Annotated in this window: 26 protein-coding genes and 7 tRNA genes; 31 read left to right on the forward strand and 2 right to left on the reverse strand. The window is 43.3% G+C overall.

Going from position 1 to position 24,257, the window contains the following annotated elements; all coding sequences use genetic code 11:
• Window positions 1-67 precede the first annotated feature (67 nt).
• The 4 genes from NSS76_RS02600 to NSS76_RS02615 all read left to right on the forward strand — a co-directional run bounded on the left by NSS76_RS02600 (window position 68) and on the right by NSS76_RS02615 (window position 4,143).
• Window positions 68-406 (forward strand): glutamate synthase, encoded by a 339-nt coding sequence (locus NSS76_RS02600; RefSeq protein WP_046313963.1) that lies wholly within the window; start codon window positions 68-70, stop codon window positions 404-406.
• A gap of 165 nt (window positions 407-571) precedes the next feature.
• The gene (gene cshA / locus NSS76_RS02605) at window positions 572-2,071 is read left to right on the forward strand and encodes a degradosome RNA helicase CshA (protein WP_024427371.1); all 1,500 of its coding nucleotides are present in this window, start codon (window positions 572-574) and stop codon (window positions 2,069-2,071) included.
• 106 nt (window positions 2,072-2,177) lie between these two features.
• The gene (locus NSS76_RS02610; RefSeq protein WP_024425383.1) at window positions 2,178-2,657 is read left to right on the forward strand and encodes a PH domain-containing protein; all 480 of its coding nucleotides are present in this window, start codon (window positions 2,178-2,180) and stop codon (window positions 2,655-2,657) included.
• Window positions 2,647-4,143 carry a PH domain-containing protein gene (locus tag NSS76_RS02615; RefSeq protein ID WP_034622599.1) on the forward strand — a complete coding sequence of 499 codons (1,497 nt, stop codon included), beginning with the start codon at window positions 2,647-2,649 and terminating at the stop codon, window positions 4,141-4,143. Before NSS76_RS02610 ends, NSS76_RS02615 begins: the two co-directional genes overlap by 11 nt.
• Window positions 4,144-4,196: 53 nt before the next feature.
• Here the strand turns inward: NSS76_RS02615 and NSS76_RS02620 are convergent, their stop codons facing one another.
• Window positions 4,197-4,802, reverse strand: coding sequence for a rhomboid family intramembrane serine protease (locus NSS76_RS02620; protein WP_103132679.1), 606 nt, complete (start codon window positions 4,800-4,802; stop codon window positions 4,197-4,199).
• A 94-nt stretch (window positions 4,803-4,896) separates the two neighbouring features.
• Here NSS76_RS02620 and acpS point away from each other — a divergent pair, with 94 nt between their 5' ends.
• From acpS to NSS76_RS02690, 14 genes are all read left to right on the forward strand, one after another.
• Complete coding sequence (gene acpS / locus NSS76_RS02625; protein ID WP_041089202.1) at window positions 4,897-5,262, forward strand: holo-ACP synthase; 366 nt, start codon at window positions 4,897-4,899, stop codon at window positions 5,260-5,262.
• A 160-nt stretch (window positions 5,263-5,422) separates the two neighbouring features.
• Window positions 5,423-6,439, forward strand: a complete 1,017-nt coding sequence (locus tag NSS76_RS02630) for an outer membrane lipoprotein-sorting protein (RefSeq protein ID WP_087975235.1) — start codon at window positions 5,423-5,425, stop codon at window positions 6,437-6,439.
• 141 nt (window positions 6,440-6,580) lie between these two features.
• Window positions 6,581-7,756: an alanine racemase gene (alr, locus tag NSS76_RS02635; RefSeq protein ID WP_103132680.1), complete on the forward strand. Its 1,176-nt coding sequence runs from the start codon at window positions 6,581-6,583 to the stop codon at window positions 7,754-7,756.
• Between the two features lie 294 nt (window positions 7,757-8,050).
• Window positions 8,051-8,332, forward strand: a complete 282-nt coding sequence (locus NSS76_RS02640; RefSeq protein WP_003214273.1) for a hypothetical protein — start codon at window positions 8,051-8,053, stop codon at window positions 8,330-8,332.
• 4 nt (window positions 8,333-8,336) lie between these two features.
• Window positions 8,337-8,687 carry a type II toxin-antitoxin system endoribonuclease NdoA gene (gene ndoA, locus NSS76_RS02645; protein WP_024425388.1) on the forward strand — a complete coding sequence of 117 codons (351 nt, stop codon included), beginning with the start codon at window positions 8,337-8,339 and terminating at the stop codon, window positions 8,685-8,687.
• A 116-nt stretch (window positions 8,688-8,803) separates the two neighbouring features.
• Complete coding sequence (locus NSS76_RS02650; RefSeq protein WP_098677664.1) at window positions 8,804-9,634, forward strand: RsbT co-antagonist protein RsbRA; 831 nt, start codon at window positions 8,804-8,806, stop codon at window positions 9,632-9,634.
• A gap of 4 nt (window positions 9,635-9,638) precedes the next feature.
• A complete protein-coding gene (gene rsbS, locus NSS76_RS02655; protein WP_003214235.1) occupies window positions 9,639-10,007 on the forward strand; it encodes an RsbT antagonist protein RsbS in 369 nt (122 codons plus the stop codon).
• 2 nt (window positions 10,008-10,009) lie between these two features.
• Entirely contained in the window at window positions 10,010-10,411 is a 402-nt protein-coding gene (locus tag NSS76_RS02660; protein WP_024425390.1) for an anti-sigma regulatory factor, read from the forward strand.
• A 10-nt stretch (window positions 10,412-10,421) separates the two neighbouring features.
• Window positions 10,422-11,429: a PP2C family protein-serine/threonine phosphatase gene (locus NSS76_RS02665; protein WP_024425391.1), complete on the forward strand. Its 1,008-nt coding sequence runs from the start codon at window positions 10,422-10,424 to the stop codon at window positions 11,427-11,429.
• Window positions 11,430-11,488: 59 nt separating this feature from the next.
• Window positions 11,489-11,818 (forward strand): anti-sigma factor antagonist, encoded by a 330-nt coding sequence (locus NSS76_RS02670; protein WP_024425392.1) that lies wholly within the window; start codon window positions 11,489-11,491, stop codon window positions 11,816-11,818.
• On the forward strand, window positions 11,815-12,303 hold the full coding sequence (gene rsbW / locus NSS76_RS02675) for an anti-sigma B factor RsbW (RefSeq protein WP_024425393.1): 489 nt from the start codon (window positions 11,815-11,817) through the stop codon (window positions 12,301-12,303). The genes NSS76_RS02670 and rsbW overlap by 4 nt, the downstream gene beginning before the upstream one ends.
• Window positions 12,269-13,057, forward strand: a complete 789-nt coding sequence (gene sigB, locus NSS76_RS02680) for an RNA polymerase sigma factor SigB (RefSeq protein ID WP_024425394.1) — start codon at window positions 12,269-12,271, stop codon at window positions 13,055-13,057. The genes rsbW and sigB overlap by 35 nt, the downstream gene beginning before the upstream one ends.
• Window positions 13,057-13,656, forward strand: coding sequence for a PP2C family serine/threonine-protein phosphatase (locus NSS76_RS02685; RefSeq protein ID WP_024427379.1), 600 nt, complete (start codon window positions 13,057-13,059; stop codon window positions 13,654-13,656). Before sigB ends, NSS76_RS02685 begins: the two co-directional genes overlap by 1 nt.
• A gap of 76 nt (window positions 13,657-13,732) precedes the next feature.
• On the forward strand, window positions 13,733-15,892 hold the full coding sequence (locus tag NSS76_RS02690; RefSeq protein ID WP_341080600.1) for a Tex family protein: 2,160 nt from the start codon (window positions 13,733-13,735) through the stop codon (window positions 15,890-15,892).
• Window positions 15,893-15,911: 19 nt separating this feature from the next.
• On the opposite strand, the gene cmpA is transcribed toward NSS76_RS02690, so the two are convergent.
• Window positions 15,912-16,046, reverse strand: a complete 135-nt coding sequence (gene cmpA / locus NSS76_RS02695) for a cortex morphogenetic protein CmpA (RefSeq protein WP_008346893.1) — start codon at window positions 16,044-16,046, stop codon at window positions 15,912-15,914.
• A gap of 99 nt (window positions 16,047-16,145) precedes the next feature.
• On the opposite strand from cmpA, the gene NSS76_RS02700 reads away from it, so the two are divergent.
• The 13 genes from NSS76_RS02700 to NSS76_RS02760 all read left to right on the forward strand — a co-directional run bounded on the left by NSS76_RS02700 (window position 16,146) and on the right by NSS76_RS02760 (window position 24,249).
• Window positions 16,146-16,619, forward strand: coding sequence for a SprT family protein (locus tag NSS76_RS02700; RefSeq protein WP_024425397.1), 474 nt, complete (start codon window positions 16,146-16,148; stop codon window positions 16,617-16,619).
• Between the two features lie 199 nt (window positions 16,620-16,818).
• Entirely contained in the window at window positions 16,819-17,796 is a 978-nt protein-coding gene (locus NSS76_RS02705; RefSeq protein ID WP_034622611.1) for a thiamine pyrophosphate-dependent dehydrogenase E1 component subunit alpha, read from the forward strand.
• A gap of 19 nt (window positions 17,797-17,815) precedes the next feature.
• Entirely contained in the window at window positions 17,816-18,853 is a 1,038-nt protein-coding gene (locus NSS76_RS02710) for an alpha-ketoacid dehydrogenase subunit beta (protein ID WP_034622614.1), read from the forward strand.
• Window positions 18,854-18,870: 17 nt separating this feature from the next.
• Window positions 18,871-20,004, forward strand: a complete 1,134-nt coding sequence (locus NSS76_RS02715) for a dihydrolipoamide acetyltransferase family protein (RefSeq protein ID WP_034622617.1) — start codon at window positions 18,871-18,873, stop codon at window positions 20,002-20,004.
• Window positions 20,005-20,020: 16 nt separating this feature from the next.
• The gene (gene lpdA, locus NSS76_RS02720) at window positions 20,021-21,400 is read left to right on the forward strand and encodes a dihydrolipoyl dehydrogenase (protein WP_341080605.1); all 1,380 of its coding nucleotides are present in this window, start codon (window positions 20,021-20,023) and stop codon (window positions 21,398-21,400) included.
• Window positions 21,401-21,503: 103 nt separating this feature from the next.
• Entirely contained in the window at window positions 21,504-23,351 is a 1,848-nt protein-coding gene (locus NSS76_RS02725; protein WP_341080607.1) for a sigma-54-dependent Fis family transcriptional regulator, read from the forward strand.
• A gap of 223 nt (window positions 23,352-23,574) precedes the next feature.
• Window positions 23,575-23,649 (forward strand) — tRNA-Asn (locus NSS76_RS02730).
• A gap of 4 nt (window positions 23,650-23,653) precedes the next feature.
• Window positions 23,654-23,744 (forward strand) — tRNA-Ser (locus NSS76_RS02735).
• 9 nt (window positions 23,745-23,753) lie between these two features.
• Window positions 23,754-23,825 (forward strand) — tRNA-Glu (locus tag NSS76_RS02740).
• A gap of 20 nt (window positions 23,826-23,845) precedes the next feature.
• A tRNA-Gln gene (locus NSS76_RS02745) sits at window positions 23,846-23,920 on the forward strand.
• 31 nt (window positions 23,921-23,951) lie between these two features.
• Window positions 23,952-24,027 (forward strand) — tRNA-Lys (locus NSS76_RS02750).
• Between the two features lie 7 nt (window positions 24,028-24,034).
• Window positions 24,035-24,117: transfer RNA gene (locus NSS76_RS02755), tRNA-Leu, on the forward strand.
• A 48-nt stretch (window positions 24,118-24,165) separates the two neighbouring features.
• Window positions 24,166-24,249: transfer RNA gene (locus NSS76_RS02760), tRNA-Leu, on the forward strand.
• Window positions 24,250-24,257: the final 8 nt, after the last annotated feature.

The raw sequence follows: 24,257 nt of genomic DNA on the forward strand, positions 1-24,257 counted from the left end.
TGCATCATTTTTGTCGAATGAGTGACAGGCATATGGTACAATAGGAAAGAAAAGGTGGTTGATTCGGTTGTTTCAATATGACGGAAAAACCTTTATCCCGCAGTCTAATTCGAGTAACGGAGAAGTATCAGCAGGAACCATATTTCAATATCGTCAGGACGGGAATATATTAACGGGCACATATCAAGGCGGCAGTATTATATCTGGCGTACTTGTAGGAACTGTGAATGAGGATGGAACACTTCATTTTAGATACCACCATGTAAGCAAGGACGGCAGTATGAGAAGCGGGACTTGCAATTCCACTCCAAAGCAGCTGGATAACGGAAAAATTCAACTGTTTGAAAAGTGGAAATGGATGGACGGAGATCAAAGTGAAGGTGAATCTGTCATTGTAGAACAGTAGATATATCCATTTCTGTCTTGTTGAAAAACAAATAGTGTAATGGTAAGATATAAGGTAGGGTAATTCGGGCTTTGTATATAATGGACCTGTCCTTTCAGAAAAGGGCAGTTTTTAATGATCATTCACGAGATTACTGAAACAGCAATTAGAAGGAGTTTGAATAAATTGACTATAACGTTTCAAGATTTTCAATTAAGCGAAAGTCTCATGAAGGCTATTAACCGCATGGGATTTGAAGAAGCAACACCGATTCAAGCAGAAACGATTCCTCTCGGTCTTCAAAATAAAGATGTCATCGGACAAGCACAAACAGGAACAGGAAAAACTGCAGCATTTGGTATTCCTCTGGTTGAAAAAATCGACCCAGCGTCTCCAAATATCCAAGCGATTATCATTGCGCCAACAAGAGAATTAGCGATTCAAGTATCTGAAGAGCTATATAAAATCGGCCAAGACAAGCGTGCACGCGTACTTCCTATTTACGGTGGACAAGATATCGGCCGTCAAATCCGTTCGCTCAAGAAAAATCCTCATATCATCGTAGGGACTCCAGGACGTTTACTCGATCACATTAACCGTCGTACAATGCGTCTTCAAAACGTTGAAACAGTTGTGCTAGATGAAGCAGACGAAATGCTAAACATGGGTTTCATCGAAGACATTGAAGCGATCCTTTCAAATGTACCAAGTGAACACCAAACACTTTTATTCTCTGCGACAATGCCTGCACCAATTAAGCGCATTGCAGAGCGTTTCATGACAAACCCAGAACACGTAAAAGTAAAAGCGAAAGAAATGACTGTATCTAACATCCAACAGTTCTATTTGGATATTCACGAACGTAAAAAGTTTGATACATTGACTCGTCTTCTTGACATTCAATCACCTGAGCTTTCAATTGTCTTCGGCCGTACGAAACGCCGTGTTGACGAATTGACTGAAGCACTTAACCTTAGAGGTTATACAGCTGAAGGAATTCATGGTGACCTGACTCAAGCAAAACGTATGGTTGCGCTTCGTAAATTCAAAGAGGGTTCAATCGATGTGCTTGTCGCAACAGACGTTGCAGCACGTGGACTTGATATCTCAGGCGTAACACACGTGTATAACTTTGACGTACCGCAAGATCCAGAAAGCTACGTGCACCGTATTGGACGTACAGGACGTGCTGGACGTACAGGTATGGCGATGACATTCATCACACCACGTGAAAAAGATATGCTTCGTGCGATTGAGCAAACGACTAAACGTAAAATGGATCGTATGAAAGAACCTACACTAGATGAGGCGATTGAAGGACAACAGCAAGTAACAGTTGACCGTCTACGCACAATCATCAGTGAAAACAACTTGAACTTCTACATGACAGCTGCTGCTGAATTGTTGGAAGATCATGATTCTGTAACAGTGGTTGCAGCTGCGATCAAAATGATGACAAAAGAGCCGGATGCAACGCCTGTTCGTTTAACAGATGAAGCACCGATGATTTCTAAACGTCATCGTAACAACCGCAGCTCTTCTAAACGCAGAGACGGCGGCGGTGGCGGAGGCTACCGTGGAAAAGGCAAGAACAGCCGTTCATCTTATGGTGATAAAAAGCGTTCTTCAAATGACCGCAATCGTTCTTCTAACGATCGTCGTCAAAAGAAATCTTATAACAACTAACATACAAGAGCGAATCCTTTGCAGGGTTCGCTTTTTTTAAAATTGAAACTTTTTAGGCTTTGTTACGTAATATATTGATAGAAAAGTAAGAGAATGGGGGAAGAATGTGAGAAAACAGCCGCAACGTCAAATTAGTTTAAATGGTTTAAAGGTATGGCGTCTTCAAAATGGAATTATCTCATTGATTTTCTTACTCATCATCATTGGGGTATTTGTTGCCAGCTACTATTTTCAATGGCCATATTGGATTGGAGCGATCCTTTCTGGTTTATGGGTCTTACAGGTCATTTTTGGCATTTGGCTCATACCAAAAATCCGCCACCACATCTGGCGCTACGAAGTATTCGAAAATGAAATTGAAATACAGCATGGACTCATTCGCGTCACACGTGTCATTGTGCCAATGGTTCGTGTTCAGCATGTTGATACATCGCAAGGGCCGCTTTTAAGGCGCTACCGTTTGGCCTCTGTTCAAATTTCGACTGCTGCCACAGTTCATGATATACCGGCGCTAGAATTAGAAGAGGCAGATGAGCTTCGTGATTACATATCTCGTTTAGCAAGGGTGACGGAAGATGATGTCTGAACCAAAACGTGTACATCCCATTTCGATGTTCATTGATTTTATATCAGATGCTGTATCCATGATCAAAAACTTCATTATCCCTTTTTTCGTGTTGATTTTTGTGAACTCGAATTCGAGCATTCGCTTTTATGCATTTATCATTCTTGGTGTGCTTCTTTTGTGGAAAGCCGTTTTTACCATTTTAGAATGGAGACGATTCACTTACCGGATGGAAGACGATGAATTTCGTGTGGAATCGGGTGTGATTACGAAAAAGAAAAAATATATTTCGTTAGAACGAATTCAAACGGTTAATACAAGTGAAGGCATTTTCCAGCGGATTTTCGGTTTAGTGCGGGTTCAAATCGAAACGGCAGGCGGAACGGATGGTCCAGAAGTGAGCCTGACCGCGATTACAAAAGCAGAAGCGGAACAATTAAAGCAGTCGATTTTCAACCGGAAGAAAAGCTTGCAGGAAGAAGAAATGACGGATGAAGCAGGTGATCTGAATGGCCATTTGACTGCGCAAAAACCTATGCAGGAAGAAATCAATGTCTCCTATCGTATGGGTGTGCCAGAATTGCTTTTGGCTGCGACCACTTCAAGCGGTATCGGTGTCATTATCTCAGGGTGTCTCGCCATCTACACGCAAATAGATGAAATTCTCCCTTTGGACGGGTTCTTCAAGCAGTTCTCTTTTTTAAGCCATGCGAGCATTGAAATCTATGCGATTTTGATATTTCTTGCCGTATTGATCGCTTGGATCTTGAGTGTTGGGGTAACAGCACTTCAGTATGCGAATTTTGCTGCAAAACGAAAAGGGAATGACATCATCATTACAAGAGGGCTCATCGAGAGACATCAAATGACCATTCCACTTGCGAGAATTCAAGCAGTGAAAATCAAAGAGAATATTATCCGTGAGCCTTTTGGCTTTGCGACAGTGATGCTTGTTAGTGCAGGAGGTTCGATTACAGAGAAAGAAACCTCTTCCGTCTTATTTCCGCTCATTCGGAAGAAAAAAATAAATGAATTGCTGTCACAATTCACCGATCATTATCATGTAGCACCAGAAACAGAGCTGAAAAAGGTGCCAAAGCGTTCACTCAAACGCTACCTGATCTCATATGGCTTTGTGCCGTTACTTGCAGGTGTCATCCTGTCGGTACGCTTTCCGCCATGGGGGTATTTGGGACTCATTCCGTTACCGCTTGCTCTATTCTTCGGCTACTTAGCTTATAAACAATCAGGATATACAATCAAAGATTCATTGATTCAAATGACATCAAGAGGCATTGGCAAGACCACTGGCATTGTCCTTAGAAAACGAATGCAAAACTATACGATGACGCAATCTTTTTTCCAAAAGAAAGGCCGGGTCGCAAGTATTCACACCTTTGTGAAATCCTCTGCGCTGCTTGATTCCTTTGGTGTGCATCACCTTGAGGAAGAAGATGCGGCACGTGTATTTGATTGGTATTCATATGAAAAAAATCAATCGTCTTAAACGAAAAATGTCGATCAGCTCCAGCTTAAGGAGGATCGACATTTTTTATGAGATTAATAGCGTCTTTTTTTCGAATGGAAAAGCAGCGTAATCGGTGCTAGAAGCATACCGCCGATCAATCCAAATAAGTGAGCCATGATATTGATGTTTGAATTGACGAACGTCATGATGACAGAAACAGCAAGAATCGTTAAAATCACTTGTGAATTCCCGCGGTCCATCATGTGCGGTTTAAACAGGACAAGGTATAGATAAACCCCAAACAAACCGAAGATCGCACCAGAAGCGCCAACATGTACATACTCTAAAGGCTCCACCCAATAGGTTCCGAGATTGCCAATGAATCCTGCACCAAGATAAATGATCAGAAATCGAACCTTCCCAAGCAAATGTTCAAGCGCTGGGGCGAATAAGAAAAGGGACATGGAATTAAATAAAATATGCGTGAGACTTCCGTGAAGAAAAATAGGTGTAACGAGCCGCCACCATTCCCCAGCCGCTACACCATAATTGAAACCGACGAGATGATCCTGTCCAAGCTGTATAAGAGGGATAGGAACCGCAAATATAAGCCACAGGCCAATTTGTAAAGCAAGGATCGCTGTTACGATTGGATACGATCTAATAAATTGTTGAAAGCTCTCCGTTCGAATAAACATAACAAACCCCTTTTGACTAGATAATGGTAAGTTTATAGTAACACGTTTATGAAGCGAACACTTAAATTAGTACGAGTATCATAGGAGGTACCTCATGATTAAAGGAATAGGCATTGATATTGTAGAGATCGACCGTCTTTCGCGAGTGCTCAGCAGACAGCCTCGTTTACCGGAACGCATTTTGACTTTAAGTGAACAGGACGTCTTTCGTACACTGAGTGAAAAAAGACAGCTGGAATTTTTGGCAGGGCGCTTTGCGGCAAAGGAAGCTTTCGCTAAAGCATACGGAACAGGAATCGGTCAGCATTTAAGCTTTCATGACATAGACATTCAAAAAGACGATAAGGGAAAACCCTTCATCAAAAGCAAGAAAGCAGAGGGAGATCAGGTTCATGTGTCCATTACCCATACAAAGGAATATGCTGCTGCACAAGTTTTAATTGAAAGGTTGTCAAGCTAGTCTGCATATTGTTTGTCCCCCCTTCATATATTGGGTAGTGCGATAAGGAAGGGCGAGTTGCTAACAGGCTTTGATGGTTCGCGGTACGCAGTTAACTCTTGAGGCGTACTGTTAAAGTCAAACAAGCGGTTTCTTCCTTTTAACACAATTAACGAAGGGGTTGAAAAGGGTGAGAAAAAGCTTTGTTTTGCTTGTAACGGGAATCCTTTTTGTACTGATTCTCTCCGCATGCGGTCAAAAATCTCAGCAAGATATCGTTGGAGATTTAAACAAAAAGGCAGAGGAAATGACATCATACAAAGCCAAAGCAAAAATGACCATTGAGACAGGAAATGACCCGCAGGAGTACCAGGTAGAAATTTGGTACAAAAAGCCGGAGCTTTACCGTGTCTATTTAGAAAATCCGAAAAAGGATCAGAGTCAAGTCATTTTAAGAAATGGCAATGGTGTGTTTGTGCTGACACCTTCATTGAACAAGAGCTTCCGTTTCCATAGTGATTGGCCGAATAATAGCAGTCAGGTCTATTTATTCGAATCACTTGTGAAGGATATTAAAAATGACAGCGCAGCTCAGTTCAAAGCGAAAGAGTCAAAGTATGTGTTCGAAACGAAGACCAATTATCAGCACAACCAAATGCTGCCTACCCAAGAGATTACCTTTCATAAGAAAACAATGGCGCCTGCCAGTGTGAAAGTGCTGGATAGCGACAAAAAGCCAATGGTGAAAGTGGAATTCTCTCACTTTGAATTCAATAAATCCTTTGACAAAGATGCATTTGATGAGAAGAAAAACATGACACTCTCTCAAATGGATGTTGCCACAAGTGCAGACCCATCTGACAGCTTTGCGGTGAAAACACCAGTTGATATGCCAGAAGGCGTGAAGAAGATGGAAGAGAAAGAAATGACGACAGATGCTGGGAAGCGTTATGTAATTACGTACGGCGGCAAGAAATCCTTCACACTCATTCAGGAAAAAGCGCGAGTAGCTGAAGCATCTACGCCTGTCACGATGAACGGCGAGCCGGTCGATCTTGGTATGACAGTAGGGGTTCTGACAGATCAATCCCTCTCATGGACATCTGACGGAGTTGACTACTTAATTTCCTCAAGTGATCTATCGAAAGAAGAGCTTTTGATGGTCGCAAAGAGTGTAGAAGGCCAGTCAGCTAAATAAATGAGATTCTCAGGCGGAAAGCCTTGATAAATGAAGCATCAGCCCTGTGCAAGGGCTGATTTTCTTTGATTTGTTTCACATTATTCTTGATTTTTAGTATCATATGAAGGGATTGAATCATTCAATAGGGAAGTGTGACTGATGGACACAAATGCCTTTTATAGAGACACATGGGCAGAAATTAATTTAACCGCAATCAAGCACAATGTTTCACATATGAAAGATCATATCGGTCAAAATGTTCAATTGATGGCTGTTGTGAAAGCCAATGCATATGGACATGGAGATATAGAAGTGGCAAGAGCTGCACTCAAAGCAGGAGCAGACTTGTTAGCTGTCGCCTTTTTAGATGAGGCCATTTCTTTAAGAAATCAAGGCATTAAAGCACCGATTCTTGTACTCGGCGCAGTACCGCCGGAGTATGTCAAAACCGCTGTTCGATACAATGTGATCATGACCGCTTACTCCATAGAGTGGCTGAGGGAAGTCACCCATATGGGGCAGATGGGACAACCCATTCGTTTTCATTTGAAAATAGACAGCGGAATGAACCGTTTAGGTGTGAAAACGTTGGAGCAAGTCAGCGAAGTAAAGAAGCTTGTCAGCGAGCATGCTTATTTACAGCTGGAAGGTGTATTTACTCACTTTGCGACCGCGGATGAAAAGGATGAGAACTATTTTGATCGGCAGGTCGACACCTTTCAAACCCTGCTTCAGCCGCTTCATACGGAAAAGCTGCTCGTTCATTGTGCCAATAGTGCAGCGGGTTTAAGGTTTAAAGAAGTGTTGTTTAATATGGTTCGCTTCGGCATCAGTATGTACGGGCTGTCACCATCAGAGGAAATCAAAGATGAACTTCCTTTCAAGCTGGAAGAAGCCATGTCTCTTCATACAAAGCTTGCCCATGTGAAGCTCATTCAAAAGGGTGAGAGTGTCAGCTATGGGGCGACGTATACAGCTAATCAAGATACATGGATCGGTACGGTACCAGTCGGCTATGCAGACGGGTGGATCCGGAAGCTGGCAGGCACGGAAGTACTTGTTGGCGGAAAGCGCCGGAAGATTGCCGGAAGGGTATGTATGGATCAATTCATGGTTGAACTGAAAGAGAACCTTCCAATAGGGGAGCCAGTCGTTTTGATTGGTGGACAAGGTGAAGAAATGGTATCAGTCGATGAAATTGCAAAAAGGCTTGAAACCATTAACTATGAAGTCACATGCTCCATTGGACACCGCGTCCCAAGAGTATATATAGAGGACGGCAAAAGGGTACATGTGCGGAATCCGCTGCTTCAAGGCGGGCCAAGCTTTTTCTAAGCAGCTTTCACAGGAACGATCGTCAAACTGACATCGTTCCTTTTTATTCTACAAAGAAGGGGTAAACATTCTCCCTTTTTTAGAGATTTTGGAAATACCGTATGATTTTCGGAAAAAAGCGTATAATGTGAAAGAGGAACTCCATTATCATCTTTGATTTACGGGTGAACAGCCGCTTCATGTTCTAATAAGAAATCATGAAAAAACAGCTTTGCTTGCGCATTGAATAATGGTATGATTAGTCTTGGAATGGATCGAAACGGTATCCGTAAGTTTTGTGGAGGTGTATGTTTTTTGTCTGAATCCAGCGCAACAAACGAAATGAAGATTCGACTACCGGAGGCTTTGATGTCTGAAATCGAACGAGTAGCAGAGCAGGATAAGGTAACAAGAAATGAATTGATCTACCGAGCGACAAAAACGTATATTCGTGAACGTAATATTCGACAAAATCGTGAATCGATGAGACGCGGCTACATGGAGATGGCGAAAATTAATCTGAATATCTCTTCAGAGGCACAATACGCAGAATTTGAGGCTGAGAATACAGTTGAGCGATTAGTCAGCGGGGGTTAAACATTTGATTGTTAAACGCGGTGATGTTTACTTTGCTGATTTATCTCCTGTTGTTGGCTCCGAGCAGGGCGGGGTTCGCCCAGTATTGGTGATTCAAAATGACATTGGAAATCGCTTCAGCCCGACTGCTATCGTTGCAGCCATAACAGCCCAAATACAAAAAGCGAAATTACCGACTCACGTCGAAATTGATGCAAAGCGCTACGGCTTTGAGCGAGATTCTGTCATTCTCTTGGAGCAGATTCGTACAATCGATAAACAAAGATTGACAGATAAAATCACACATCTTGATGATGAGATGATGGAGAAGGTTGATGAAGCCTTACAAGTTAGTTTGGCTCTTATTGATTTTTAATATGGTGAGATTTGGTTGCTCTCTTGGGAGCAACTTTTTTTTGTGTTCAATTTTTATTAACGTTATAATGAAGAAAGACTAAAAGAAGTGCTGTTTATGTACGTAGGGGGTAAAACATGTCGAATCATATCGTGTTAGCTTTTGCAAGAGAGCATCGAGAGGAATTACAAAAAGAGTGGACGGACATTTTTAGACGACTCGGAGAAAAAGAAACGGACATGATGCTGAACGACAATATGTATGAAACCATCTGTTCGGAATATGTTCAATTAATCATTACATCTCTTTCAGAAGGGTATGCTGAAGATTTTGAAGAAAAAGTACAAACTTTTGCTTTAAAAATTGTTCAAATGGGTATATCACTTAAGTTACTGGCAAATGGTCTAACAGAAATCCGTTCACATTTATATCAAAAAATGAACGATGACAAAGATACAACAGAAGAAAGTCATGACCTCATCTGGCAAATTGATCGATTCATCACACCTATTCATAACGAGATCTTAAACCAGTATTCCATCTCATGGGAGAAAACAGTCAACCTTCAAAAAATCGCGCTGCAGGAACTTTCTGCCCCGCTGATCCCAGTATTTGAGCACATTACCGTCATGCCGCTTGTTGGAACAATTGACACAGAACGTGCCAAAAAAATTATGGAGAATCTGCTCAACGGTGTCGTCAAACATCGCTCACAAGTCGTCTTAATTGATATTACGGGTGTACCTGTCGTTGACACAATGGTGGCGCATCATATCATTCAAGCATCAGAGGCTGTGAGATTAGTAGGTGCGAAGTGCTTGCTTGTCGGTATTCGTCCAGAAATAGCCCAAACCATTGTGAACCTTGGAATTGATTTATCTCAAGTTACAACAAAGAATACCCTTCAAAAAGGAATTCAAACTGCTTTGGAAATGACAAATCGAAAAATTGTTTCATTGGAGGGATAACCCAGTGAGAAATCACCCGAAGATTCCAATCTTAAAACTATATAACTGTCTTCTGATTTCGATACAGTGGGAGCTTGATGACCAAACAGCTCTCCACTTTCAAGAAGACTTGCTGAATAAAATTCATGAAACAGGAGCAAACGGTGTTGTCATTGACCTCACATCCGTTGACATGATTGATTCCTTTATTGCAAAGGTATTAGGTGATGTGATCACGATGTCCAAGCTCATGGGGGCAAAAGTTGTATTAACAGGAATACAGCCGGCAGTCGCTGTGACGCTGATTGAACTTGGAATATCGCTTGAAGAAATTCAGACAGCACTAGATCTTGAACAAGGGCTTGAGACACTGAAGCGGGAATTGGGGGAATAGATATGAAAGACCAATCCTGTGTAAGAATATTGACGGAATGGGACATAGTCGCAGCAAGACAATTGGGGCGCAATGTTGCAAAAGAACTTGGATTTGGAACAGTTGACCAAGCAAGAATTACGACGGCCATTTCAGAATTAGCTCGAAACATCTATTTATACGCTGGTAAAGGTCAGATTTGTATAGATGAAGTGATGGAGCGCGGAAAGCGTGGACTCAAAGTCATCGCAGCCGATGAGGGGCCAGGTATCATGGATATACGTAAAGTAATGGAAGACGGATTTTCAACATCAGGCGGGCTCGGAGCAGGTCTTCCGGGCGTCAGACGACTGATGGATGAATTTAAATTAGATTCTGCACCAGAACAAGGAACGGAGATACAAGCTGTTAAGTGGCTTCGCTAGGAGGGAAACCATGGATTTTAAGGAGGTAATGGAGCAGCGGTACCATCAGCTGCTCAGTCGTTATATCAGTGATTTAACTGAAACATCGCTTTATCAAGCTCAAAAATTTAGCCGTAAAACCATTGAGCATCAAATACCTCCTGAAGAAATAGTGAGTGTTCACCGAAAAGTGATTCAGGAGCTTTACCCTGATTTGCCGGAAGATGTTTTTCATTCACTAGACTTCTTAATTGAAGTCATGATTGGGTACGGACTTGCCTACCAAGAACATTTAACACTCAGAGGCATCCAGCAAGAAATAAAATCTGAAATCGAAATTGCTGCAAATGTTCAGCAAACCCTTCTGGAAACGAAAATTCCAGAAGGAGATACCTTTGATATTGGTGCGATTAGTGTACCGGCAAAACAGATGAGTGGAGATTATTACCACTTTGTGACGGATCACGATACAATCAATATCGCGATCGCAGATGTCATTGGAAAGGGAATCCCGGCTGCGCTCTGTATGTCGATGATTAAATATGCGATGGATTCCTTGCCAGAGTCAGGGAGCGGCCCAACAAAGGTGCTGAAAACCCTGAATCGTGTAGTCGAGCAAAACGTAGACCCAAGTATGTTTATCACGATGTTCTATGGCAGCTATAATAAAGAAACGCATGAGTTTAAATACGCATCGGCTGGTCATGAGCCGGGCTTTTTCTATTGCAAAAAAGAGAACACATTTTACGATTTAGATGCAAAAGGGCTTGTCCTTGGGATCGCACCAGACTTTGACTACAGACAGTACGAGAAGCATTTGGACGCAGGAGACATGGTGATCTTATTCTCTGATGGGGTCACAGAATCCAAGTCAGAGGATGGTTTCTTAGAGCGGGAGGACATCAAAACACTCATATCTGAGCACCTATCCTACTCAGCTCAAGAAATGGTGGATGCCATCTACGCCAGCTTACTCAAACTGCAGGATTTTCAGCTGCACGATGACTTTACTTTACTTGTTCTCAAAAGAAAGGTTTAGAAAGTGAACATGCGGGTATATAAAACTTTAGGAAACAAGAATTTCGAGGTGAATGCATAATGAATATGTCTGTAAAAGAGCATCAAATAGATCAAAAAACGAAAATCAGTGTCAGCGGAGAAATTGATGTGTACTCCGCTCCTGAGCTAAGAGAAACGCTCATGCCTAAAGCTGAGGCGGGAGAGCATCTTGAAATCTGTCTAAAGGATGTTACGTATATGGATAGTACAGGTTTAGGTGTATTCGTTGGGCTGTTTAAAGCGGCTCAAAAAGCAGGTGGCACATTAAAGCTTGAGAACTTGTCAGAACGGCTTGTAAGGTTGTTTGAAATCACTGGATTAAAGGACATCATTGACATTTCTGCAAAGTCAGAGGGTGGGGTACAATGAACGAATCAGTAGATCTAATCGAGATGAAAATACCGGCGAAACCAGAATATGTAGGCATCATTCGTTTGACTCTGTCAGGCGTAGCGAGCCGGATGGGCTATGCCTATGAAGAGATTGAGGACTTAAAAATTGCCGTCAGTGAGGCCTGTACAAATGCAGTTCAGCATGCCTACAAAGGTGAAGACGGCGAAGATGGAGAGGTGGCTGTTCGCTTTCTTGTCTACGAGGATCGTCTAGAAATCATTGTCGCTGACAAAGGCGGTAGCTTTGACTTTAAGCAAAAACAGGAAGACCTCGGACCGTACACATCTGCTCATACGGTGGATCAATTGGCAGAAGGAGGTCTTGGTTTATACTTAATGCAAACATTGATGGATGAAGTCGAGGTGCAAGCAAACTCCGGAGTTACCGTGGCGATGACAAAGTTTTTAAACAGGGAGCGAGTTGACCATGACACAACCATCCAAAACTATGAAACTAACTAAAGATGAAGTAGACCGCCTCATCCAAAGCTATCAAACCAATCAAGACGAGCAGGCGCAGCTCACGCTGGTCGAATGCTATACAAACTTGGTTGATATGCTGGCGAAAAAATATTCTAAAGGAAAAAGCTTTCATGAGGACCTTAGACAAGTTGGAATGATTGGTTTACTTGGCGCCATTAAACGATACGACCCGCTCGTCGGTAAATCATTTGAAGCCTTTGCCATTCCAACCATCATCGGGGAAATCAAACGCTTTTTACGAGATAAAACATGGAGTGTCCATGTACCAAGGCGGATTAAAGAGCTTGGACCGAGAATTAAAATGGCAGTCGATCATTTGACAACAGAGACACAGAAATCACCTAAAGTCCAAGAAATTGCAGAATACCTAGATGTAACAGAAGAAGAAGTACTTGAAACCATGGAGATGGGCAAAAGCTATCAAGCACTGTCTGTTGACCAAGGCGTAGAGGCTGATTCTGAAGGAAGTACTGTGACGATTTTAGACGTTGTCGGCTCACAGGAAGAGGGCTACGAACGTGTGAACCAAAAATTGATGCTTGAGAGTGTGCTTCATGTGCTGTCGGATAGAGAAAAAGAGATTATCAATCTGACTTACTTGCAAAATAAGAGTCAGAAAGAGACAGGCGATTTGCTTGGTATATCCCAAATGCATGTATCGAGACTGCAGCGAAAGGCAGTGAAAAAACTGCGAGATGCATTATCAGAAGATGCGTCTATGGAGCTAGGGTAATGAAGCAGATTGAACAGCATGAGCATGTAAACGCCATTATCTATCAATCGAATAAAGAAGGAAAAGCATGCTGCGGGGACAGTTTTTTTATTAAAGCAGATGATGAAGAACTAATTTGTGCTGTAGCAGACGGATTAGGCAGCGGCCAGTACGCCAATGAATCATCTTCTTTAGTCAGCGAAATTGTCGAAGAATATGGACATGAGGATGTGGCGGCCCTCATCGACAGATGCAATCAGGCTATGAAAAATAAACGCGGGGCCACTGTGGCCATATTAAAGGTGAATTTTTCCCAGCAGCAATTTACCTATTGTTCGGTTGGTAATATTCGGTTTATCTTGAATGCACCTTCTGGCGACTATATTTATCCACTTCCGACATCAGGATACTTATCAGGGAAACCTAGAAAATATAAAACTTACACCTATTCCTACGAAAAAGGATCGATATTCATTATGTATTCAGACGGACTGAATGTGCCAAACATGCGCATGTGTTTAAAGCATGGACATTCAGTTGAAGACATCGCCAAACAGCTTGAAACATACACACAAGACAAAAAGGACGATCTCACCTATGTACTTGGTCAGCTCACGTAAAATAGCTGACCTTTTTTCTGTTTTGCCGGTTTTTTTGATACACTAAAAGAGAAGACACAGTGAGAGGATGCAAAGTATGAAGACATCTGACTTTTTATTGAAACAAATTGCGACAGAATTAAAGCTTTCAACAAAACAAATTGAAAGTGTGATCAAGCTTTTAGAGGATGGCAACACCGTCCCGTTTATTGCCCGTTATCGGAAAGAGCAGACAGGCTCACTGGATGAGGTGCAAATTCAAACCATTTCAGAGCGCTATACATATATCCAAAATGTCACGAACCGAAAAGAAGAAGTCATTCGCTTAATTGCTGAACAAGACAAACTGACCGATGAATTAAAACAGAAAATTGAACAAGCTCATAAACTGCAAGAGGTCGAAGATTTATACCGGCCATTCAAACAAAAGCGCAAAACAAAGGCGAATGTAGCCAAAGCAAAAGGGCTGGAGCCGCTGGCGGAATATTTACTCACGCTGCCAAGCGATCAGATCGAGAAGAAAGCAGCTGCTTTTATTAACGAAGAAAAAGAAGTGACAAATGTAGAAGAGGCACTTGAAGGTGCGCAGCACATCATTGCTGAACAGCTGGCAGATGATCCTGATATGCGAAAATGGATTCGCAGTGAAACGTACCAAAAGGGCAGTCTGGTCACATCAGGAAAAGACGTCGAAAGCGATGAGAAAAACGTCTATGAAATGTATTACGATTATCAAGAGCCAATCAAAAAGATTGTCCCGCACCGTATACTAGCGGTCAACCGCGGGGAGAAAGAGGGCATTTTAAAGGCAGCCATCGAACCACCTGCTGAAAATATTCGCTTCTATCTCGACAAACAAGTTCTAAAAGGCAAACAGACGACGGCGAGGCCGTTTATTGAAGCGGCAATCGATGATGCGTATAAACGCCTCATTCAGCCTTCCATCGAGCGAGAAATACGAAAAGAGCTGACAGAAAAAGCAGAGGAACAAGCGATTCATATTTTTGCTGAAAACTTAAGAAAACTGCTGCTTCAGCCGCCGATGAAAGGGAAACGTGTACTTGGAGTCGACCCCGCATTTCGGACAGGCTGTAAATTAGCTGTCGTGGATGATACAGGCAAAGTCCATCATATTGGCGTCATTTACCCGCATCCGCCCGTGCAGAAAAAAGCGGAAGCGAAACAAAAAGTCAAAGAGATCATTCAATCATCAAACATTGAAGTGATTGCGATTGGAAACGGAACAGCCTCAAGAGAGACAGAACAATTCATTGCAGACTTGATTCAAGAGCTGGATCAGCCGGTTTCTTATTTGATTGTGAATGAAGCTGGAGCAAGTGTTTACTCCGCATCAGCGCTGGCACGAGAAGAGTTTCCAGATCTGCAAGTCGAAGAGCGAAGCGCCATCTCAATCGCTAGAAGATTACAAGATCCTTTAGCAGAGCTCGTGAAAATTGATCCGAAGTCTGTCGGTGTGGGCCAATACCAGCATGATGTCAGCCAGAAGCAATTAAACAGCTCGTTAACTTTTGTGGTAGAAACAGTCGTCAACCAAGTTGGTGTAAACGTCAATACCGCCTCACAGGCGCTGCTGCAATATGTATCAGGCCTTTCAAAAGCCGTCGCAGGGAATATCATCAAGCGCCGCGAAGAGATTGGGAGATTCACAAGCAGAAAAGAATTGAAAGATATCCCAAGGCTCGGTGCTAAGACATATGAGCAGTGTATCGGTTTCCTTCGCATTACAGACGGACAAGACCCGCTTGATCGTACAGGTATTCACCCTGAGAGCTATAAAGAAACAAAACAGTTTTTACGCATGATCAACATGACGCCAGACGATCTTGGCACAGAGCAGTTAAAAGAGAAAATGGCTGAAGTGAAACTGGACGAAGCAGCCCAGCAGCTGGACATTGGGACAATTACACTTCAAGATATCATTGATCAGCTGACAAGACCTGAGCGTGATCCGCGGGATGAAGTGCCAAAACCGCTGCTCAAAACAGATGTGTTGAAATTGGAAGACTTGAAGCAAGGAATGGAGCTGCAAGGAACGGTGAGAAACGTTGTGGACTTCGGTGCATTCATTGATATTGGTGTAAAGCAGGATGGGCTTGTGCATATTTCCAAGCTAAGCAATCGTTTTGTGAAGCATCCGCTTGACGTTGTATCAGTTGGTGACATTGTGACCGTATGGGTGGACTCCGTTGACCAGGCAAAAGGCCGCGTTGCCCTCTCCATGCTGAAACCAGAGTAACAAAAAAACGAGGCGCACCTTAGGATGGGGTGTGCCTTGATGTGACTGAATGTTTTTTTCTATAAAAGTACCAGCATTGATTTAGCAATTTGATTTGATAATGATTTTTCTCATAAAATGCCTTCTGCATCTGATTTTTCAGCCAGTTGGGCATCGCCCATTCCTCCTTTGATCGAAACAGTGGATGTACCTTCAATGTATGCATAGGGGAAATTGTCCCGTTCGAGGTTTTTATAGAAAGGAACGATCTTGATTGAACGAGAGAGAGTTACAGCAGTTAACAGAGCACATTTCCCAGCAGTTCTTTGGCAAGGCATTCCGCCATCAGGCTGTTTTTAATGACCGTCTAAAAACGACAGGCGGGCGATATTTACTTGGTACACACAACATCGAACTGAACCGCCGATACCTAGAGGAGCATGGACGAGAAGAATTAATCGGGATCATCAAGCATGAGCTGTGTCATTATCATCTGCACCTTGAGGGAAAGGGCTATCAGCATCGCGACCGTGATTTTAAATCCTTATTAAAACAAGTAGGAGCCCCGCGTTTTTGTACACCGCTAAAAACCGTACAAAATAAGCGCCGTGCGGAGAAACGACATGAATATATTTGCACAGGATGCGGCCGGTCTTTTATAAGGAAAAGACGGTTTGATACCTCTCGTTATGTATGCGGCGTCTGCAAAGGGAAATTAAAGTGGCTGCGCACAACCGATTCATTGTGATAAGCATTCCTCTATGGGGATGTTTTTTTTGTTCCAATAGATGTGTGGACATATTGAGACAAAAAGAGACGCATGTCTCATTTTGTCTCTTTTTTTATCGGTATGATTCGTTCAAAACCTAAGTGTTCATGCGTCGTCATGTTGGCACGATTTTTGCTTGTATAGAAGTGCAAGCAAAAAAGATAGGAGGTTTTACCAAATGGAAATGGCATTGACTAAAGAAAAAGCCGTATGGATGTATCAAAAAATGCAGGAAATCCGCCAATTTGAAGACCGGGTGCACACCCTTTTTACAAAAGGAATTTTGCCGGGGTTTGTCCATCTTTATGCTGGCGAAGAAGCTGTTGCCGTAGGAGTCTGTGCTCATCTGAATGAAAAAGACAGTATTACAAGTACACACCGGGGCCACGGCCACTGTATAGCGAAGGGCTGTGATCTAAAAGGAATGATGGCAGAAATCTATGGGAAAGCAACAGGTCTCTGTAAAGGCAAAGGCGGATCCATGCACATTGCAGATTTTGATAAAGGAATGCTTGGTGCTAACGGAATTGTTGGAGGGGGCTTTCCTCTTGCGTGCGGGGCAGCCCTCACAGCTAAATATAAAAAGACAGAAAATGTAAGCGTTTGCTTTTTTGGGGATGGTGCAAACAATCAAGGGACTTTCCACGAAGGAATCAATCTCGCGGCCATCTGGAAACTGCCCGTCATTTTCATTGCAGAAAACAATGGGTACGGGGAAGCTACACCATTTTCTTATGCTTCAAGCTGCAAATCAATCGTAGATCGAGCGGCCGGCTATGACATTCCTGGGATTCAAGTAGATGGAAAAGATGTGATGGCCGTTTATCAAGCCGCAGAGCAAGCAATTGAACGAGCAAAAAATGGAGAAGGTCCGACATTAATTGAATGCATGACATATCGGAATTATGGCCATTTCGAAGGAGACGCCCAGCGTTACAAAACCAATCAAGAAAAAGCAGAACACCAAGAAGAGAGAGATGCGATCGCTCTTTTTAAAAATGAATTGATCAAGCAGCAGCTGCTGACGAATGGGGAGCTATCAAATATTGAAGCGGCTGTAGCAGAAGCGATAGATGAAGCCGTTACATTCAGTGAAGAAAGTGAATATCCAGATCAGACCGAATTATTGACCGACGTGTATGTTTCGTATCAATAAATCAAAGGGGGAGAGGAAAATGACAAGAGAAATCAGCATGTCTAGTGCATTAAATGAAGCGATTAAACTTGCCATGAGAAGAGACGAGGATGTCATTTTAATGGGGGAAGATGTGGCTGGAGGTGCTCATGTCGATCACTTACAAGATGATGAAGCATGGGGCGGTGTGCTTGGTGTAACGAAAGGAATCGTTCAGGAGTTTGGGCGTGAGCGAGTTCTTGACACACCGATTAGTGAAGCTGGCTATGTAGGTGCGGCCATGGCAGCAGCTTCCACAGGGCTAAGACCAATTGCAGAACTCATGTTTAATGATTTTATCGGCACCTGTCTGGATCAAGTGCTGAATCAAGGAGCAAAATTCCGATATATGTTTGGCGGAAAAGCAGAGGTACCGATCACGATCAGAACGACACATGGGGCGGGTTTTAGAGCAGCTGCTCAGCATTCGCAAAGCTTGTATGCGCTATTTACAAGCATCCCTGGATTGAAAGTAGTGGTGCCTTCTTCACCATACGATGCCAAAGGATTGCTGCTGGCAGCCATCGAGGATCAGGACCCTGTCATCTTTTTTGAAGACAAAACGCTTTACAATATCACAGGAGATGTTCCAGAGCGATACTACACGCTGCCGCTTGGCAAAGCAGATGTGAAAAGAGAAGGCTCAGATGTGACCATTTTTGCAGTAGGCAAACAAGTTCATACAGCACTCGAAGCGGCCGAGCAATTAGCTGCCCAAGGAATTGAAGCAGAGGTGATTGATCCAAGAAGCTTGTCACCGCTCGATGAAGAGGCCATTCTAACTTCAGTAGAAAAAACAAATCGGCTTGTCATTGTAGATGAAGCAAATCCGAGGTGCGGAATTGCCGCAGATATTTCTTCTCTGGTTGCGGATAAAGGGTTCGATTTACTTGACGCTCCAATCAAAAAAGTGACGGCTCCTCATACACCGGTTCCGTTTTCACCACCGCTTGAAGATATCTATTTGCCGACACCTGAAAAGGTTGTGAACACCGTATTAGAGATGGTTGGAAAGAGTCATGACAAGATCTTGAACTAAAGAAAGGAGAGAGGGAGATGGCTGTCGAGGTTGTGATGCCGAAATTGGGCATGTCAATGAAAGAAGGAACGGTATCTGTCTGGAATAAAGAGGTCGGAGAAACCGTAAATAAAGGGGAAAGCATTGCAAGCATCAACTCTGAAAAAATTGAAATGGAGATCGAATCACCTGCTGAAGGAACCATATTGGATATAAAAGTGCCTGAGGGAGAAGGTGTTCCGCCTGGCACGGTCATCTGCTATATCGGTGAAGGAAATGAACAGATCGAGGAAAAGAAGGAAAAAGACCTGACGCCAAAACAAAAGAAAGAGAGAAAGAAAATCTCCCCTGTGGCACGTAAGATTGCTCAAAGCGCTAATCTGGACATTCATACTTTAGTGGGAACAGGTCCAGATGGGAGAATCACGAAAGCGGATGTGCTTCGGGCACTTCCTGATGAAAAAGAAAAACAACACAATGAACCAACAAAGCCTCAGCCAGTCAGCATGATGCGGAAAACCATTGCCTCGCGAATGATGGAGAGCCTGCAAACAAGTGCACAATTAACAATAACGATGAAAGCGGATGTGACAAAGCTGACAGCATTACAGTCTGAGTTGAACGAAACAGCCGCAGCACGACACGATATAAAATTAACTATGACCGATTTTGTAGCCAAAGCAGTGGTTCTTTCCCTGCTAGAGCATCCTGCAATGAACAGTCAATATCAGAATGATAGAGTCGAAACTTTTGAGTATGTTCATCTTGGAATCGCTGCTGCTTTAGATCACGGTCTGGCAGTGCCTGTTATTCAGCACGCGGAAAAACTTTCACTTATTGAGCTGGCGAAGAGCATCAAATCGTATGGCAAAAAAGCACGTGAAGGCAGACTTCTCCACGATGAAATTGAAGGCTCTACCTTTACAATCACTAACCTAGGCGCCTATGGTGTGGAACATTTTACACCGATTTTGAATCCGCCGGAAGCAGGTATTCTTGGCGTTGGCAAAGCGGATCACATGCCTGTATATCATGGGAATGAATTATGTAAAGGGACGATCCTGCCACTCAGTCTGACATTTGACCATCGCGTGCTGGACGGGGCGCCGGCATCACAATTTTTATCAACTGTTAAAGCGTATTTAGAAAATCCAGTATCCATTCTTTTATAGGAAGAAGGTGAAATGAATGACGCTTGTCATTATAGGAGGCGGGCCAGCAGGATATGTGGCGGCAATAACAGCCGCCCGTTTTGAAAGAGAGGTTGTACTAATCGACCAAGGCCTGTTAGGAGGTACCTGCCTGAATGAAGGCTGTATTCCAACGAAAGCACTTTTGCAAAGCGCTGATATGTACGAGCATGTGAAATCAGCTGGACATTTTGGAATTGAGCTTCCAGGGAAGGAGCCTGTCATTCATTGGGATGCCGTTCAAAGGCGGAAGCGGTCAGTCGTCAAGCAGCTGACTGATGGCGTTCGTTATTTGATGAATAAAAACAAAATCAGCGTGTTAAATGGGAAGGCATCATTTCTTTCAGCACATGAGCTATTGATAGAAAGTGAAGGGAAATCTGAAATCATCCAGGCAAAACAAATCATTATTGCTTCAGGATCAGAACCTGCTGCTTTACCTTTCGCCCCATTTGACAGAGAGTGGATCATTGATAGTAAGGATGCCATGACGCTCCCTTCAATACCAGATTCGCTTTGTATCATTGGTGGAGGGGTGATCGGCTGTGAGTTTGCAAGCATCTTTAGCAGAATGGGATCAAAGGTTGTCATGGTGGAACAGGCAGCACACATTTTACCTGAAGAAGATTACGATACAGCTAACTGTCTTTACGATCAGCTTCAAAAAGCAGGTGTAGAAATTTTGACATCAGCAGCAGTCAAACAGCTTGATGCAAGCTCAAAAAAAGTGGTGGTTGAGAAGGATCATGGGGAGCGCTGTGACATCCAGTCTGATCATTGTTTAGTCGCAATTGGTAGAAAACCGAGGCTGGGAGAGCTGAATCTTGAGCAGATCGGCATTGAATTTGATAGGAATGGCATCTGTGTCAATGAACATATGCAAACCAATCTGCCGCATATCTATGCGTGCGGTGATGTGACAGGCGGCGTTCAGCTTGCTCATGCTGCTTTTCATGAAGGAACGATTGCGGCATCACATGCATCAGGTGAAGATGTAAAGGTCAATGAACAAGTGATTCCAAGGTGCATCTACACGTCTCCAGAAATCGCTAGTGTCGGTTTAAATGAAGAGAATGCTAGAAAACAATATGGGGAGATTCGAATAGGGAAATTCGCATTTTCTGCAAATGGAAAAGCATTAATTTTAAATCAGCCAGCTGGTCAAGTAAAGGTCATTGTCGAACCGCAATATCAAGAAATTTTAGGTGTATCCATTATCGGGCCGAATGCAACAGAACTGATTGGACAAGCGGCGGTGATGATGCATACAGAGCTGACAGCTGATACATTAGAGCAGTTTATTGCGGCACATCCGACACTCTCTGAGGCGATACACGAAGCCTTGCTGCAAACAAATGGGCGAGCGGTGCACTGCTGATAGATAAACTTTCTATCCGAATGACTTCCTGGGTCAGCCAATAATTGAAAGCGCTTTTATAATTATCTATAATGGATAAAAAGCCCCCAGAGGAGAGGATGGAATGAATCCGACGCCTTGCTATTTAAATACTTGGAAACGTTTTGTTCGTGAAGGTTTGCTTGATAGGTCTCGTCTGGATAAGAGAGTGATGGAGTCATGGCACAGATGTAAACAGGCAAATGTGAACCCGTATTTAGATAAAGGACAGTCGTTGTTAGAAAAGGAATTATTCAGTGTTCAAAAAAAGAAGTATTCACTATTCCTAAATGCCGCTCTTCCTTACTTAAATAAAATCAGTCAGCAATTAAAAGAATCGGACATGATGGCATTACTTATCGATGCAGATGGTTATGTGCTAAGTCTGACAGGAAGCCAAAGGACGCTGGTAGAAGCGAAAAAAATAAATTTTATGGAGGGCGCGCGCTGGACCGAAGCCGATGTGGGAACGAACGCTATTGGAACGGCACTGGTCATTGGGGAAGCCGTAGCGATCAACGGAACTGAGCATTTTTCAGTCGCTTCCCACCATTGGAGTTGTTCAGCGGCCCCTATTCGTGATGCAGACGGCACGATCATAGGAGTCATTGATATCTCCTGTATGGCGGATCAAAATCATCCTTTTATGCTTGGAATGGCTTCAACAGTTGCATATGCCATCGAGAGAGAAATTCAGGTCCAGCAAAAAAGGAAAGAGATGGAGCTGATCAGTCATTGTCTCCAGCAGGTAGAAGCGGACGAGCCGTATGTTGTCTGTAATGAGAAAAAGCAGATTGTTTTGGCAAGTAAGCTGATTAGAGACCGATTTTCAGACTGGTACGGAATGGATGTTGAGCTGCTCATGGACGATACATTTGTTACACGGGACAAGCAGATCATTCAGTCAGAACAAGAAGGAAAGCTGCTTGGGATGTCTTTTTCTCTTGAAGAAGCAGAGAAGAGCAATATAACCGTTTCTTTTGCTCAATTTCTCGGGGAATCTGGAACAAGTACGGCCTTTCAGCAGACGCTCAGCGAATTGAAACGAGCGGCACAAACAGATGCAAATGTCTATATTTGGGGAGAAACTGGTACAGGGAAAGAACTGGCCGCTCGAGCGATTCACTTAGCTAGTGAAAGACATAAAGGACCGTTTATTGCCGTGAATTGTGGAGCCATACCTGAAAGCCTGTTAGAAAGCGAACTAATTGGTTATGCTGAAGGAGCTTTTACAGGGGCAAAACGTCATGGAGCAAAGGGGAAATTTGAACAGGCGCAAAAAGGAACGCTCTTTTTAGACGAAATTGGCGAAATCCCTTATGCGATGCAAGTGGCGCTTCTTAGGGTCATTGAAGAAAGGAAAGTCGTACCGCTCGGTGGGACACACGAAATCCCTTTGGATATTAGAATCATTACAGCGACACACCGGAATATGAACGAACTGCTGAAAGAAGGAAAAATACGTGAAGATTTGTATTACCGTCTTCATGTCTATCCAATCAACATCCCGCCGCTTAGAGAAAGAAAAGAAGACATTGTTGATTTATATCGTTACTACCAAAAGAAACACCAATGGAATGCAGCATTTCCTGAATCATTTTTTCGTAAGCTGGAAGCGTACCACTGGCCTGGAAACATACGAGAGCTTTTTAATCTGTTTGAACATATAAGGGTACTGTTTCCTAAAGGAGGATGGATTGGTGAATCGCAATATGCGGCGGTATTAGAGGCGATGGATCAGAAAAAGCAGAAGCTGCCTCCAGTAGAATGTACCGAGATTCCAAAAGAGCTCACGTTTAGGGAACGCATTCAAAAGCAAACAGTGATAGAAGCACTGCACAAAACAAAAGGTCATGTGTCAGAAGCAGCGAGGTCAGCAGGGGTGCCAAGAAGCACCTTTTATAAGTGGATGCGAAAGTATAAGCTGTCATGAACCTATAGGGAGCGCAGCAGCAAGGAGACCTTGGTCTTTCAGTTAGAGGTCGGGGTCTTTCTGTCATGTCTAAACAGAAAACAAAAAGGAAGGAAGAAAGGCTTGACTGTTATATTAGTATATGTTAAATTATAAAAGCCGTCGCTAATGAGACAGGAATGAAACACTTAAAAATTCTTGACACATTTTTCTGGCATAGATATAATGAAACATGTCTTATTATTCCGCAGTAGCTCAGTGGTAGAGCTATCGGCTGTTAACCGATCGGTCGTAGGTTCGAGTCCTACCTGCGGAGCCATAATGGAGAAGTACTCAAGTGGCTGAAGAGGCGCCCCTGCTAAGGGTGTAGGTCGCGTAAGCGGCGCGAGGGTTCAAATCCCTCCTTCTCCGCCATTATTGTATGGCCCGTTGGTCAAGCGGTTAAGACACCGCCCTTTCACGGCGGTAACACGGGTTCGAATCCCGTACGGGTCATGTTTTGTTTTTTGATTCGTTGGGCTATAGCCAAGCGGTAAGGCAACGGACTTTGACTCCGTCATGCGTTGGTTCGAATCCAGCTAGCCCAGCCATTTTTTATATATGTTTTTCTGCATAGCAGATGAGCCATTAGCTCAGTTGGTAGAGCATCTGACTTTTAATCAGAGGGTCGAAGGTTCGAGTCCTTCATGGCTCACCATTGTCACGCGGGTGTGGCGGAATTGGCAGACGCGCTAGACTTAGGATCTAGTGTCTTTATGACGTGGGGGTTCAAGTCCCTTCACCCGCATTGTTTTTTCAAACAGTGCACTTATGAATATATGAGCACATCATACACGCGGTCGTGGCGGAATGGCAGACGCGCTAGGTTGAGGGCCTAGTGGGTGAATAACCCGTGGAGGTTCAAGTCCTCTCGGCCGCATCTAAAAA

It is taken from the genome of Bacillus sp. FSL R5-0654 (assembly GCF_038008745.1).
Taxonomy (GTDB): Bacteria; Bacillota; Bacilli; order Bacillales; family Bacillaceae; genus Bacillus; species Bacillus safensis.